This is a genomic window from Acidithiobacillus ferridurans, assembly GCF_003966655.1.
Lineage (GTDB): Bacteria > Pseudomonadota > Gammaproteobacteria > Acidithiobacillales > Acidithiobacillaceae > Acidithiobacillus > Acidithiobacillus ferridurans.
In genome coordinates, this window is sequence record NZ_AP018795.1 from 2224390 (window position 1) to 2238912 (window position 14523).

A 14523-nucleotide genomic window follows, 5' to 3' on the forward strand; every position below is an offset into this window, starting at 1 on the left:
AGTGAGCGCATGACATGGTCGGTCGCGGATAGTCGCCATCTGTATAACCTGCCGCATTGGGGTGAAGGGTATTTCGACGTGGGGGCGGACGGGCAGATCATCGTCCGTCCCGACGCCAACCCGCAGGGTGCGGCCATCGGGCTGGCCGATGTTGCGGCGGTACTGGGTGAGCATTCCCTCGGTTTGCCCTGCCTCCTGCGTTTCCCGCAGATTCTTGGGGATCGGGTTGCGCGTTTGCACGGCGCCTTTGGTGATGCCATCCGCGCCCTCGATTACAAGGGCAGCTACACCCCCGTTTATCCGATCAAGGTCAATCAGCAGCGGCGCGTCGTGGAGGAGATTTTGCGGACCGGTGCGGGCAGCGTCGGTCTGGAGGCAGGTAGCAAACCGGAGCTGTTGGCGGTCATCGGGCTGATGCCGGTAGGCGGTACCATCATCTGCAATGGTTACAAAGACAACGAGTATATTCGTCTGGCTCTGACGGGTGAGAAGTTGGGCATGCAGGTCTACCTGGTGGTGGAAAAACCATCGGAATTGCCCCTGATCCTGAATGAGGCCCGCAAGCTTGGCGTCAAACCCCGGATCGGGGTGCGCGCGCGGCTGGCATCCGCCGGTTCCGGAAAGTGGCAGAATACCGGTGGCGAAAAGTCCAAATTTGGCCTGTCTACGGCGGACATCCTGGAACTCGTCCACCGCCTGCGGGCAGAAAATGCGCTGGATAGCCTGCAATTACTGCACTTCCATCTCGGCTCCCAGATTCCCAATATTCAGTTCATCAAGGGCGGTATGCGCGAATGCGCTCGCCTCTATGCCGAACTGCGGCGCCTGGGCGCGGCCCTGGAGGTGGTGGATGTGGGCGGCGGGCTCGGTGTGGACTATGAAGGGACGCACTCCCGCGCCTACTGCTCCACGAACTATCATGTCTCGGACTATGCCCATGCCATCGTCGCCACGCTGGCCGATGTATCACGCCAGGAAGGTCTGCCGGAGCCGCGTATCATCTCTGAATCGGGACGGGCGCTGACGGCTCATCACGCCGTCTTGCTGGCGAATGTCAGCGATGTGGAGATGGCGGCGGGAGAGCATCCGCCGTCAACCCCTTCCGCCGACTTGATGGAGGGCGAATGGGGCCGTCTGCTCACCCGGCTGGATCATGGTAACGCCGCTGCCGCGCTGGAAGTCTATCAGGAGGCCCTCTATCTGCTGGCGGAGATTCACCAGCAATTCAACCTCGGTATCATTCACATTGAAGGGCGGGCCGAAGCCGAAGGCGTTTACGCCCAACTGCTCTGGCGGGTGCGCGGCTTTCTTGACCCGCACAATCGCGCGCATCGTGACATCCTTGACGAACTCGACGAAAAGTTGGTGGACAAATATTTCGTTAACTTTTCCCTGTTTCAGTCGCTGCCCGATGTTTGGGCCATTGATCAGATTTTCCCGATATTGCCCATACAGCGGCTGAATGAAGAGCCGACCCGGCGGGCTCGTCTCGAAGATATCACTTGTGACTCCGATGGCAGAATCGATGCGTACGTCACGGCCGAAGGCCTGACGCCGGCGCTGCCGGTACATGCGCTACAGGAGGGGAGGCCTTATCTCCTCGGGATTTTTCTGGTGGGCGCTTATCAGGAAATCCTCGGGGATATGCATAATCTGTTCGGCGACACGGACTCGGTGAATGTGCTCTGTGATGCCTCGGGCGCCATGCGTCTGGAGCAGCCGCTGGCGGGGGATACGGTGGAATCCGTCCTGCAATACGTACAATTTTCCGCCATCGACCTGCTGGCCCGTTATCAGAAAAAAGTGGAAGCCTGCAGCCATCTCGACGATGTGGAGCGTCGTGAGTTTCTACAGCAGTTTGCGGATGGGCTGCATGGTTATACCTATTTAACCGCCCAGAATCAGATCGAAGACCTGACGTAGCAGCGCCAACTCCGTCGTCGGCAGGCGCCGCAGCTCACTGATGGGCTTGAAAACGCCATCGTGGGGAGCGATGGCCTCGTGTGGGGCTTCAAATGTCGTGAAGCGCGCGAGGTGGATCTGAATTGGACCGGTGTCGGTAGACAGCCAAGCCTCGAAACCGTCGTCCAGATCTATCTGGCTGGGATTTATGTTCAATTTCTCCAATACCGCATGCAGTACGTCAGTGGGCGTATCGCCGATCTCCGTGGGTGTCGCAACCATACTGGTGTTCTCCGGCAGTGGCGCTGGCAGCATCACACTGTCGTTGATGCGAACAAAACGCAGGGCAGCACTGTAGCTGTCGAAGTGACAGAAGATCAGGCGATTGCGTTCGAGGAGATCGGATGTGGGCATTGGGTTATTCCTGTTTCGGTTGGGGGGTGATCGGCTTAGCCGATGGTGATGGTCAGCGGTTCAAGCCCGGCAACAGCAGCCTCGATTACGTCGCCTTTCACCACGGGACCCACGCCGGCGGGGGTGCCGGTGAAGATGATGTCTCCGGGAAAGAGTTCGATCTGATTAGACAGGAAATGGACGATCTGCGGAATTTTCCAGAGCATGTCACCGACATCGGCGCTCTGGCGGATTTGACCATTCACCTTGAGTTCGATCTTACCGCGGGCGATGGTTCCCGAATAAAACTCGGGCGTGATGGCCGTGCAGGGCGCCGAATGGTCGAATGCTTTGGCCATCTCCCAGGGCTGGCCCTTTTCGCGGGCCACGCGTTGCAGGTCGCGGCGGGTCATGTCCAGACCCACGGCATAGCCGAACACATAGTCATAATCGACCTTGTCCATGGGGATATTTTTGCCACCCTTATGTAGCGCCACCACCAGTTCTACCTCGGGCTGCAGGTCGGTAGTGCCGGGCGGGTAGGGCAGCACTGAATTATTCTGCAGGATGGCGCTGGCCGGTTTCATGAAAAAGAGGGGTTCGGTATCGGGCGCGCTGCCCATTTCCCGGACGTGATCAGCGTAGTTCTGCCCGACGCAAAAAATACGGCGCACCGGGAAAGGGTTGCTGGACATGGCGTCCAGAGTCACGACAGGGGCGGGCGGGAAGGCGTAGTTCATGGACGGACTCCTGTGCCGGGTGAAATGGAGGGATAACAGGTATCTGCTCCCATTTCTTGATAACTGATCCTGAAGCGGAATTCAATGTGCTTTTCATCGAGGATTCGGTCGCGGCACTCGGGGTAACGTTGTACCAGACGGTTTCGGTGCACCTGCCAAGCGTGGAGCAGGGCGCGGCGGGCCGCCTCCCGATCCTCGCCGGTGCCCTGAAAGGTGAAATGATGGGTGCGCATTTCCGCCAGAACAAAGCAGTTTGCGCTTTCCGTTGTCATCGATAGCCTTCCTCGCGCAGTACGCGCTGCACGGCAGGCCTGGTCCGCAGGCGTTGGTAGTGGGCGTCGCAATGTTCAGGTAGCGGGATGCCCAGCCGGTCTGCCCAGAACTCCACGTAAAACAGTGCCGCATCGGCGATGGAGAAGCCGCCGGTGACATAATCCAAGCCGGCAAGGGCGTCATTCAGGATGGCGAATCCTTGATTGACGATTTCCCGTCCGCGCGCCTGCACGGCTGCGTGATCGGCGACGTTGGGGGTGAAGGTGTCCGTAATGAAAATGCGGGCGAAGCCCTGGCCGTGCAGGGTGCCGACAACATAGTCCATGACTTCCAGCACGCGCGCCTCGCCGTCGGGATACTCTGGCAGCAGTTTCGCCTTGGGGTGGGCGCGTGCCAGCCACCAGGCGATGGCCTGGAATTCAGTCAGCGCCGTGCCGTCCTGACGCACCAGGGTGGGGATGGTGGACTTCGGATTGATGGCGCGGTACTCGGGCTTGTGGTGCTCGCCGGCTGGCAGATTGACGATCCAGGCCTCGAAGGGGAGATCCAGTTCTTCCAGCAGAATATGGATGCCGGTGGAGCACGATCCGGGGGTCATATAGAAGCGCATTGCCATCAGTTGTCCTCTTTAAACCATTCCGGCTGGTTTTTGCGGTATACCCGCAGCCACATCAAGGTATCTGGTGCCAGCGCGCGCACCGCGAGCCAAAGCAGGGTGTCCTCTGCTTTATCACTGGTTGCGAGGCGCTGGTCGAGGGCGCGCCAGCCTTCCCAGTCTATTTCCACCAACAGGGCGTGGATCTCTGGCGACAGGAGCAGGGCGGACTTGCTCATGAGGCGAAGCTGGCGTCGAGTTTCTGCGCGGGTGAGGCGCGACGCGAGAAACTCTTCCTCCTCCAGCCCTTCAGTCAGCGTGAGTACGGCAATCCCCGCCTCTTCAATCGCGTTAAAGAGCGAGATGCTCAGCATGGGGGTGTCCCGGGAGGGTATTCCATCTTGTATGCCACACCGCCAGACTCAATGCGCCGTCAGACCATCGGCATAGGCGCGGATGACGGAGGCCCCTATCAGATCGTGGGGGTCCAGTTCGCCGATCTTTTCCAGAACCTCGCGGCATTCGTCCAGTCGCTTGCGGCGTAACAGGATGAAACTCAGGGCCTTCAGGGTGAAGAGATAAAAATGGGCAGGGCTGTGAATCATGGACCAGTCTGCCGTATTTGGAGCGAGGTGCTGCCAGTTGGGCGGGAAGCCGCCCAGTCGCGCTCCTCTATCCATGGCGTTGCGCGCTATCTCTTCGGCTTCTGCCAATCGGGACTGACGAAACAATAACTTGTATAGGGCAAAATAAGCAGGTAGATAATCCGGTTCATTCAGGAGATGATGCCTCAGCAGTTTTTCCACCTCGGTCGGGTGTGTGCTACTGGCCAGTGCGGCCTCCAGCAGCGAAGCCGCCTGCCCGGCAGGGTCGGCAAAGGGCAGGATGATCTCGCCGAGGGTACCGTCAGGGCTCATTGGACCAAGCCTCCGGTGTCGGGTAGAGGCGGGTGACGGGGGTGCCGCCGATCAGATGTTCGTCGATAATGACGTCGATATCATCCTGACGTACTCCCGCGTAAAGGATGCCTTCGGGATAAACCAGCACATTGGGACCCTCGCCGCAGGGTCCCAGACAACCGCACTGCGTCAGGGCGAAACGCCCCCAGAGTTTGCGTGCTTCAAAGGTGTCTTGAAAAGCACGGAGTAGATCCGCAGAGCCTTGGGCGCCGCAGGAGCCCTTGGGATGGCTCGGCGGCCTGGACTGGACGCAGACAAAGACGTGGCGTTCTGGTTTGCTCATGAAATGCCCCCACTTAACCGAACTTGAAGAGGATGCCGTGACCGCCCCGTGGATAAGACCAGTCCACGTTGTGATGTTCGGTACAAATGATCCGACAGGTGCCGCACTCCAGACAGCCGTCCGTGGTCAGGACCACACCACCGCCCTCGTCTTTGGCGTAACAGGCCGCAGGACAGGCGAAAGTGCAGGACTGTGTTTTACAATCATCGGCGCAGACCTGAGGGTCGCTGATCCGGATATGCGGCCGACCTTCATCGACCCGGTAGCGGTTTTGAAACAGTTTCTCTTCGATCTTGATCATCGTGTTGCCCTCCACATGCGGTAAGCGTCTCCCACCAAACCCCACAACGAGCGTTGCTGTATAAAGCTGCCACGAATGGTCTTCTCCTTGCTGTGCTTATCCTGACCATCGACCATCAGCATGGTATGCGCGGCGCGGTTGAGGAGTTGCGGATACACCGAAAAGAAATGCGGATTGCCGTGCAGGATATCGGGCAACTCCTTGTACTTCCGCAAGTCTTTCATGACGAAACTGTCGTCCAGCGCGGTTTTGTAACGGGCAAGATGGGAGGCCGTACAGGGGAGCTTCATTTCTTTCAGCGCAATAACCGTTTCTGCGGCCAACCGGCCACTGGTCATCGCCAGGTTGGAGCCTTCACGGTGGACTGCATTTACCAGTCCGGCGCTGTCCCCCGCAATCATCCAGCCCTCGCCGTAGAGGGTCGGAACCGCCTTGTAGCCCCCTTCGGGAATCAGGTGGGCGGCATATTCCTTCATTTCGCCCCCCTCGATCAACGGGGCAATGGCCGGATGTGTCTTGAGTTCTTCGAGGAGGGTATAGGGCGCGATGCCCCCTTTTTTGAAGTCGGACAAGAGGCAACCGATGCCCAGCGTGATGGATTCCTTGTTGGTATAGAGGAAGGCGGTGCCGACCATGCCGTGGGTGACGGCACCGGCGATCTCAATGACCACCCCTTCGTTGCCCTTGATGTTGAAACGGCTTTGCACGACCTCCTCGGGCAGAAAGTGAATTTCCTTGACCGCAAGCGCGACGTTTTTGGCGTCGAGTTCGCCATGGAACCCGGCTTTTTTGGCTAACAGCGAATTGACGCCATCCGCCAGGATCACCACATCGGCATAAATGTCGCCTCCCTCACGGTCGGTACGGACGCCGATGACCTTTTTGCCTTCCTGGATGAGCTCGGTGACCGTCGTCTCGCAGATGACCAATGCCCCCGCCTCCTTGACCTTCCCGGAGAACCACTTGTCGAAAGGCGCCCGGAGGATGGTATAACGATTGGGCTGGTCGCTGTTAAAGGCATCCGAGCGATAGTTGGTACCGATGAAGGATTTGTCATCCAGCACCCACATGCGCTGTTCGATGATATGGCGTTCCAACGGGGCATCGTCGCGGAAATCGGGAATGATGCGCTCCAGCGCGTCGGCGTAGAGAATGGCCCCCTGGACATTTTTGGTACCAGGGGTTTCACCGCGTTCCAGTTGCAATACGCTCAGACCTGCCTTGGCCATGGTATACGCGGCTGCATTACCGGCGGGGCCGGCACCTACCACAATGGCATCAAATTTTTCGGCCATGTCATGACTCCTGTAATTAACCGGCCCGGCGGTTCACAGCCAGACGGCTGCGAAAGGCGTCGGTGAGGACGGGAAGGATCTGCACGGCGTCGCCGACAATGCCATAAGTGGCAAAATCGAAGATGGGCGCATGGGGATCGTTGTTGATGGCGATGATGACGTCGGAGGCTTCCATGCCGACGCGGTGCTGAATCGCCCCGGAGATGCCCGCGGCAATATAAAGCTTGGGACGCACGGTCTTGCCCGATTGCCCGACCTGACGATCTGCGGGCAGCCAGCCGGCATGAGTCACTGGACGCGATCCGCCCACTTCGGCGCCGAGCACGGCCGCCAGGTCCCAGATCAGACGAAAGTTTTCGGCTTTGCCCATGCCCCGGCCGCCCGCCACGATAACGTCGGCATAGGCGAGTTGCGCCTGCTCCTGGGCCTCGTCGGGGATGAACTCCAGGACTTTGGCGATAATGTCATCTTCCTGCATCTGCAGGTTTTCAGAAATGATACGACCACTGCGTTCTGGCAGGGGGTCGGGCATGGCCATGACCCGGGGGCGAATGGTCGCCATCTGCGGGCGGTAGTTCAGGGTCTGGATGGTGCAGAGCAGGCTGCCGCCAAAGGTCGGACGGGTGGCGAGGAGTCCGCGGTTGTCCGGATCAATGGCGAGTTCGGTACAGTCTGCGGTCAAACCCGTGAGCAGAGTGGTCGCCACACTGCCGGCGAGATCGCGGCCCAGGGTGGTGGCGCCCAGCAGCAGAATCTCCGGCTGGTACTTATTGACCAGGTCCGTCATGGCCTTGGTGTAGGGCTCGTTGCGATAGTCTGTGAGAATGGGATCGGCCACGATATAGGCCACATCCGCGCCATAGGTGAAAGCGCTGCGGGCAGCGGCGGCAAGTTCATCGCTGCTGCCGCCGAGGATGACGGCGCTCAGTTCGACCTTCAGAATATCGGCCAGCTTGCGCCCTTCGCCCAGTAGCTCCCAGGATACCTGGTGTACCTGGCCCCGTTCCATTTCGACAAACACCCAGATTCCCTTGTAGGCCGCCAGGCGGGGGTCCAGCTCCAGGCGCTTTTTGCCTTTGGGCTTTGCGGGTGCGGTAGTGTTCTCGCTCATGCGGATGCTCCTTGTGCGTTTATACGGTGATCAGGCCGAGTTCCTGCGCCAGGCGCGGGTGCTGGCTGCTGAGAATATCCAGGATGGCGTTGGCGGTGCCACCGGCGTCCAGATCGGCGCCGATCATCTGTGCCTTCACGGCCCTGGGCTTGGGGGTGAATATCTTGCTGACCACTGTAGGCGAGCCCTTGAGGCCGATTTTGCTCACATCCTCAATACCGGCGCGCTCTTTATTCCATTTCGGCACCTCAAAGCGGGCCGAGCGGAACATATCACCCATGCTCGCAAAACGAATCTGGTTGCTGCCTTCCAGCATGGTGATCAGGGCGGGCAGGCGGGTCTGGATCACCTGTACACCACCTTCAGAACGGCGTTGTACGGTGATGCTGCGCTGCGCAAGGTCCAGAGAGTCGATAGCCGATACGTAGGTGAGGAGTTGCAGGCCCAGGCGCTTGGCAATGCCCGGCCCGACCTGCGCGGTATCGCCGTCAATGGTCTGCTTGCCAGTAAACACCAGATCAACGGGATGTTCCTCACCAATTTTACGGATGGTCTGTGCCAGGGCGAAGGAGGTCGCCAGGGTGTCGGCGCCGGCGAAGGCGCGGTCGGTCAGGAGTATCACGTCGTCGGCACCATAGGCGACGGCCTTGCGCAGTGCGTCTTCCGCTTGGGGCGGCCCCATGGTCAGCACGGTGACGCGCCCGCCGAAACGGTCTTTGAGGCGCAAGGCTTCTTCGATGGCGAAAACGTCGAAGGGATTGATGATGGCGGGTACGCCCTGCCGCATGATGGTATTGGTGACTGGATGCACCCGGATCTGGGCGCTGTCGGGAACCTGTTTGATACAGACGACAATGTGCATGGTGTACTCCTGTTACCGACCTGTCGGTGATCTGAAGAAGCTGTTGCAGTGATCTAAGCAATCTTCATTCCAGATACGCAGGTCTTGTTAATCTCAAGATAAACAGTCTGTTGGATAAAATGCACCAGAAAAGCAACGCAAGCAGCGGATGTAGGCTTTGCGACAAAATGCATGCTTTATCACGGTAAACTCCATGCATCCGCTGGCGCTCTGCGGCGGGATTGGGGAGTGCGCAGGAACTACGGTGGAAGACGAGGGCCTCACTGACCAGCGTCTGATGAACGGTTGCGAAAGGTGCATGGTTGGAGAGGTTCTTGTTGATGGGACCAGGTCCACAAGAAGGTAACAAAGCGTACAAGATGTTCAATCTCTTACGGGACGATAAAAAATAACCATATGATAATATTGCGGTTACATTTTGGCGCGGATATTGCCTGCCAAAATGTTGTTGCTGTCCCTATCGAACAACGCTATATTCCGATAAACATATCATATTCGGGGCAGGCTTCTGCGGGTCTCGGTTCGGTTTCGCTGGGGAGGTGCGCGTCGTGCGTCATATCCGGCCATATATGGAGAGGGAGAAAATGAATATGGAACAGGAAAGATCTGTCGTCCTGAAGTTGTCCGTTCACAATGACGCTGTCCTCTCGGTACAGGGTCCGCACTGCCCCGGTTCGGAGACGCTGGATATCCGCCGTTTTGGCGATGAGGATTCCATAGTGCGTCCTGCCATCACCGATATGCATTTCCCCGAAGTGATTTTTCCCACCCGCCGGGTAGGCCGGGTAGCCGGGGTGGAAAAGGTCCGGGAACTGGTCGTGGAGCACCATCGCCTCATCTGGCATAGCCCGCTACAACCCATCTTCGGCAACAACGAAAAGCATTTCTGGAAGGCCGTGGAATTGACGGCGGATTTTCATGCAGAAGTCTGCGGCGGCCCCAAGCTCTATACGGAGCGGCGGGGGCGTCCCCATCTGCGCGAACGGCACTTTCCCTTCACCATCCGGGAGAAGGATCGTGAACTCTGGCTGGATCTCTATGTGCAGGCCCTGCGCAACGTCGCCTTCCCGCTGGAAGTGGCGGAGGAGTACTGGCGCTGGGTGGAATCTCTGTCCATCCGCATGATCAACCGCCGCACCACCTTCGCGGAACCGGTGCGGGTGCCTTACAGCCAAATCGCCGCACAGTTGGCCTGAGGAGAGAGTCATGCAACATTTAGCGCGCACTGCATTATATATGTCCATAGCCAGCGTGTTGGCCTGCATCCCGTCTACCGATGCCGACGCCGATGGCGCCCTGCCAAAACTCGGTACCGTAACCGTGGAGGGGCATCAGAAAAATACCCTGGAAAGCCCTGCCAGCGGCGCTGAGCAGGGGGCCACCATCAGCGGCCATGCATTGGACATTCTCGGTGGAGCAGGGCAGACCAATCCTTACGCCGCCATCTCCCTTCTGCCGTCGGTCATGGCCCAGAACCCGGATCCCTATGGTCTGGCCAACGTACCCGGCGGCAACAAGGGTGTGCGCATCCGGGGCGAGCGCAATCCCCACGGAGGGATTGGCACGGTAGAGGGATTACCCTTGTCCGCCGTCAACCCCGGCCCCGGCGAGCAGTTTCTGTTCGACATGGAAAACATCCGCAGTATCACGCTGTTGGCACCGCCCTTTTCGCCGGACAAACTGGCCGTATTCACCACCCAGGGCTATCTCAACAGCCATGTGCTGTGGCCCCGGGCCAAGTTTGGCGGCGAAGTGGATCAGAGCTTTGGATCCTATGATTTTCATCGCAGCTTCATCCGCCTGGACTCCGGCACCTTACCCACCGGCACCCGCGTCTTCATCTCCGGGTCGTATACCCATGCGGATCAGTGGCGCGGCCCGGGCGCATCGCCGGACTATCGCTATAACGGCGAGATCGGGATCAGCCAGGATTTAGGCCGCACCCTGAGCGCCAAGGTTTATGCAGCCTATGGTTCCATGAAGGAGAACAATTATCTGCCTCTGACCTATACCCAGGCCAGTAATCTGGGGCAGTACTACAATCTCGGCTATAACAGCACACTCACCGGGAATGTCGCCAACGACGTGAATTATTACGGATATAACCGGCAGAAATTCCAGGATTACGCGGTATTCGGGGAACTCAACTGGCATCCCGATGATCAGAACACACTCGTTATCAAGCCCTTCTACAGTCAGGAAAACGGCTATTACCTGCAGGGATTGAGTAATCTGGGAGGAAAGCCGGGCATACGGGACTGGATCATCGACCATTCCCTCTATGGCGTGGTGGCCCAATACGACACCCAATGGCATGGTAATCACTTTTCAGTCGGTTACTGGTTTGAAAATCTAACCCCTCCCGGCCCCCCTACGGATTTCAAGATTTATCGCATGGTCAACGGCCAGCTCGTTTTTGGTGGTTATGGCCTATTGGCCCGCGCTACGGCGAACCACGTCTTCAACAGTCCCTATTTCCAATGGCGGCGGAAGGTCGGTCCGGTAACGTTTACGGCAGGCGCTCGTTATCTGATGGAGCAAACGCCATCCTTCAGCGTCTACAATACCGCGGGGATTCCTGACGCATCCTATGCCAATGCCTTGAATCTGGCCACCTCCATCAATTCAGCCCGCAGTGTGGAAGGTAGAACCTTCTATCAGTGGCTACCTTATTTTTCGGCGGTTTATGCCGTCAACCCAGATCTGGACACGGTCTTTGCCTATGGTCGCAATAATGGTGCTCCTGCCTTCAATAGTTGGCCCTCCGTACAAATGAACTTTGCCGCTTTTCAAAAGGCTGGGGTGACCGCGCAGCGTGCCTGGGATCAACTGGCGCCGGAAACCTCCAACAGTTTCAGTCTGGGGCTCAAATGGCACGAAGCGGCGTGGTATGTGAATCCCACCTTCTTTTACGCCACCTATCGCAATAAATATGTGAATGCCTACGACCCGTTGGTGGGTATCAGTTACGATCAGAACGCAGGCATGGGTCGCGCCTGGGGCTTTGAACTGGCGGCCGGAGCCAAGCTCTGGCATCGGCTATCCGTGTTCAGCAACCTGGCCTATGACCGCGCCTATTTCACTCAGGATCTGCGTACCGGCAGCGGCGCGTTCTTGCCTGTTACCGGCTTGCAGTTTCCTGATACCCCACGCTTCATTGGTAGTCTGGGTGCATTATACGAATATGGCCGGTTCAGTATTGCGCCCACGTTGCAGTATATGGGCAGCCGCTATGCGGATACCCTGCATACCCAACCCGTGCCGGGCTATCTGCTGGCGAACCTGAACATGGGTTATCACTGGCGGATTACCCATGTGGGCGAGCTGACGGTGAATCTGAGTATCCTGAACCTCTTCAACCGCCACTATATCGGCCTCATCGACAGTAGTTATTTGAGCACTGCGGCATCTGGCGGTGCCAGTTTCTATCCCGGCGCGCCCATCACCGTCGCAGGGACGATAGGGCTACGTTTTTAGAAGCGCGTTATGGTTCAACTATACCAACCGCGTGGCTCTACAAAAACCGTCCCTTTCATAGATATCCAGGATAGATGCAGCAGGAGGCATTATGAAAATTAAGGCCGTCATGCGTTACACCGTGTACACGCTCATAATGGCCGCAACGGTGAAGTCGAGCCTCGCGTGGGCGGAAGATGGCGCAAACGCCCCAAAGCTCCAAGCCATTACCGTAACGGGGAGTGGTCAGACGCCCCTCGTGCTGCCGTCCCTGGGTGCAGGCACAGGTGCCACCATCCCCAACTCCAGCTTCGATCTCTTTCAAAGCCCCGGTGGGACCAATGCCTATAGCATCGTCAGTGGACTACCCTCGGTCATGGTGCAGACCACGGACCCATACGGCTTGTCCAGTAGCGGCCCTGTAGGCATCAGCATCCGTGGTGAAACGAGCATCAAAGGGGCCATCGGCACCGTGGAAGGCATTCCCATCTCCGCCATCGATCCGGGAGCGGGCCAACAATTTTTATTCGATAGCGAAAACTTGCGGAGCGTCAGCCTCCTGACTCCTCCTTTCGCGCCAGAGCATATTTCCGTATTCACGCAGGAAGGATATCTCAACCGGAACATTCGCTGGGCTGCGGATCATTTCGGCGGCGAAGTCTCCCAAAGCGCCGGTTCCTTCGGTTTTCACAAGACCTTTCTGCGTTTGGACTCTGGGCTGCTGGCCACCGGCACCAAGTTTTTCATTTCATCCTCCTATGCCCATGCCGACGCCTGGCGCGGGAATGGAGCCGCTCCGGATTATCGGTATAACGGGACATTTGGGGTCACCCAGCGGATCACCCGTCGGCTCACGGCAAAACTCTTTGCCGTCTACGACGACATGAAGGGCGCCAGCTACCTTCCCCTCAGCTATGCTCAGGCATCCAATCTTGGTGCCAATTATAACCTGGGGTACAACGCGAACCCGCAAAGCCTCAATTATTCCGGATACAACCAGCAAAAATTTCAGGACTATGCCTTGATGGGTGAAATTCGCTGGCGCACGAGTTCCCATGGCACATTGCTCATAAAGCCTTTTTACATTCAGGAAAACGGTTACACCATGGGTACGGGACTTCCGGGAGTAAAACCCAATCAAATTGGTTATTGGAGTATCAATCACCATCTGTATGGCGTTCTGGCCAAATATGATTTTCATTATGCCCAGACGAAATTTTCCCTGGGGTACTGGTACGAAAACATTCAGCCGCCAGGGCCCCCCACTGCGGTCAAGGCGTTCAATATTGCTCCTGACGGCTTGCAATTTAGCAACTGGACGCCGTTGCTGGTTAATCCTGTATCCAACAATGTTTTCAACAGCCCATATTTTCAGGCGAAGCGAGCATTCGGTCCGGTGACGGTCACCGCAGGTGTCCGCTATTTAACGGAACAAATCCCCACGCTCAGTGTTTATAACGGCAGCGGGGTGGGAGATGTGTCACCCAGCCAGGCGATCCGTGATGCGGCATTTAAATACACCATCAATGGCCATACGGATTATCAATGGCTCCCCTATATCGGTGCACTCTACCGATTCACGCCGCATGTCAGCCTTACCGCTGCGTATGGCCGGGACAATGGGGGCCCTGCTCTGGAGATGTGGCCGAAACTGGTGCTGTCCGGAATGCCGGCAGCGGCTGCCCAAAACGCCTGGAACACCACGCGGCCAGGTACGTCCAACGCTTTTTCCCTGGGTCTGGCCATTACTCATACGCGCTGGTATCTGCGCCCGGATGTGTTTTACACCACCTACAATCATAAGGACATCCCCATCAATGTACCGGGAACGTCCGCATTTTATAATCAGAACCTCGGCGTAGGGAAGGCTTGGGGTCTGGAAATCCAGGGCGCCGTCCAGCCGTTGGATGATCTTCAGGTTTTCGGCTCTGCCGCTTACGATCGCGCCTACTTCACTCAAAATATCCCCGACGGCCAAACCATCCTTCCAGTCAGCGGATTGCAATTCCCCGATGTTCCAAAATTCCTGGCCACCCTGGGACTTCGTTATCGTTATCACCGATTCACGGTCAGCCCGGTTATTCAATACACGGGCCTGCGTTATGCAGATTCATTGCACACTCAGCCGGTGCCGGCCTATTGCATTACCAATCTGAATTTCGCCTATCATCAGCCGCTACGGCATGTCGGCGAACTAACCGCAAGGCTGCAGTTCCTGAATCTATTCAATCGTCATTATATTGGCCTCATCAGCCAAAACTATGTGCAAACCGGAGCCAGTGCGGCGACTTTCTATCCCGGCGCGCCACTGACCGTGGTCGGTTCCTTGGCATTACGATTCTAAAGGGAGCAT

Annotated in this window: 15 protein-coding genes; 4 read left to right on the forward strand and 11 right to left on the reverse strand. The window is 57.7% G+C overall.

Annotated features, from left to right (window positions below; genetic code table 11):
* Positions 1–9: 9 nt before the first annotated feature.
* Positions 10–1923, forward strand: a complete 1914-nt coding sequence (gene speA / locus AFERRID_RS11430; protein ID WP_126605227.1) for a biosynthetic arginine decarboxylase — start codon at positions 10–12, stop codon at positions 1921–1923.
* On the opposite strand, the gene AFERRID_RS11435 is transcribed toward speA, so the two are convergent.
* From AFERRID_RS11435 to AFERRID_RS11485, 11 genes are read right to left on the reverse strand one after another with little or no spacing between them, the layout of a single operon-like run.
* Positions 1888–2316, reverse strand: coding sequence for a hypothetical protein (locus AFERRID_RS11435; RefSeq protein ID WP_113525755.1), 429 nt, complete (start codon positions 2314–2316; stop codon positions 1888–1890). The two genes, speA and AFERRID_RS11435, sit on opposite strands and share 36 nt — an antisense overlap.
* A 35-nt stretch (positions 2317–2351) precedes the next feature.
* Positions 2352–3035, reverse strand: coding sequence for a fumarylacetoacetate hydrolase family protein (locus tag AFERRID_RS11440; protein WP_113525756.1), 684 nt, complete (start codon positions 3033–3035; stop codon positions 2352–2354).
* Positions 3032–3307, reverse strand: coding sequence for a hypothetical protein (locus AFERRID_RS11445; protein ID WP_126605228.1), 276 nt, complete (start codon positions 3305–3307; stop codon positions 3032–3034). The genes AFERRID_RS11440 and AFERRID_RS11445 overlap by 4 nt, the downstream gene beginning before the upstream one ends.
* Positions 3304–3924 carry a glutathione S-transferase family protein gene (locus AFERRID_RS11450; RefSeq protein ID WP_113525758.1) on the reverse strand — a complete coding sequence of 207 codons (621 nt, stop codon included), beginning with the start codon at positions 3922–3924 and terminating at the stop codon, positions 3304–3306. Before AFERRID_RS11450 ends, AFERRID_RS11445 begins: the two co-directional genes overlap by 4 nt.
* A complete protein-coding gene (locus AFERRID_RS11455; protein WP_113525759.1) occupies positions 3924–4277 on the reverse strand; it encodes a hypothetical protein in 354 nt (117 codons plus the stop codon). Before AFERRID_RS11455 ends, AFERRID_RS11450 begins: the two co-directional genes overlap by 1 nt.
* 48 nt (positions 4278–4325) lie before the next feature.
* The gene (locus AFERRID_RS11460) at positions 4326–4820 is read right to left on the reverse strand and encodes a hypothetical protein (protein WP_113525760.1); all 495 of its coding nucleotides are present in this window, start codon (positions 4818–4820) and stop codon (positions 4326–4328) included.
* The gene (locus AFERRID_RS11465; protein ID WP_014029006.1) at positions 4810–5145 is read right to left on the reverse strand and encodes a (2Fe-2S) ferredoxin domain-containing protein; all 336 of its coding nucleotides are present in this window, start codon (positions 5143–5145) and stop codon (positions 4810–4812) included. The genes AFERRID_RS11460 and AFERRID_RS11465 overlap by 11 nt, the downstream gene beginning before the upstream one ends.
* A gap of 13 nt (positions 5146–5158) precedes the next feature.
* A complete protein-coding gene (locus AFERRID_RS11470; protein WP_113525761.1) occupies positions 5159–5446 on the reverse strand; it encodes a ferredoxin family protein in 288 nt (95 codons plus the stop codon).
* Positions 5443–6741, reverse strand: a complete 1299-nt coding sequence (locus tag AFERRID_RS11475; RefSeq protein WP_113525762.1) for an FAD-dependent monooxygenase — start codon at positions 6739–6741, stop codon at positions 5443–5445. Before AFERRID_RS11475 ends, AFERRID_RS11470 begins: the two co-directional genes overlap by 4 nt.
* Before the next feature lie 16 nt (positions 6742–6757).
* Positions 6758–7852 (reverse strand): electron transfer flavoprotein subunit alpha/FixB family protein, encoded by a 1095-nt coding sequence (locus AFERRID_RS11480; RefSeq protein ID WP_113525763.1) that lies wholly within the window; start codon positions 7850–7852, stop codon positions 6758–6760.
* A gap of 19 nt (positions 7853–7871) precedes the next feature.
* Positions 7872–8714, reverse strand: coding sequence for an electron transfer flavoprotein subunit beta/FixA family protein (locus AFERRID_RS11485; RefSeq protein ID WP_126605229.1), 843 nt, complete (start codon positions 8712–8714; stop codon positions 7872–7874).
* Positions 8715–9298: 584 nt separating this feature from the next.
* Between AFERRID_RS11485 and AFERRID_RS11495 the strand changes: the two genes are divergently transcribed.
* The 3 genes from AFERRID_RS11495 (at position 9299) to AFERRID_RS11505 (ending at position 14514) form a co-directional block, all read left to right on the forward strand.
* The gene (locus tag AFERRID_RS11495) at positions 9299–9910 is read left to right on the forward strand and encodes a globin domain-containing protein (RefSeq protein WP_126605230.1); all 612 of its coding nucleotides are present in this window, start codon (positions 9299–9301) and stop codon (positions 9908–9910) included.
* Positions 9911–9920: 10 nt separating this feature from the next.
* Positions 9921–12191: a TonB-dependent receptor gene (locus tag AFERRID_RS11500; RefSeq protein ID WP_113525767.1), complete on the forward strand. Its 2271-nt coding sequence runs from the start codon at positions 9921–9923 to the stop codon at positions 12189–12191.
* Between the two features lie 91 nt (positions 12192–12282).
* Positions 12283–14514, forward strand: coding sequence for a TonB-dependent receptor (locus tag AFERRID_RS11505; RefSeq protein WP_126605231.1), 2232 nt, complete (start codon positions 12283–12285; stop codon positions 14512–14514).
* Positions 14515–14523 lie beyond the last annotated feature (9 nt).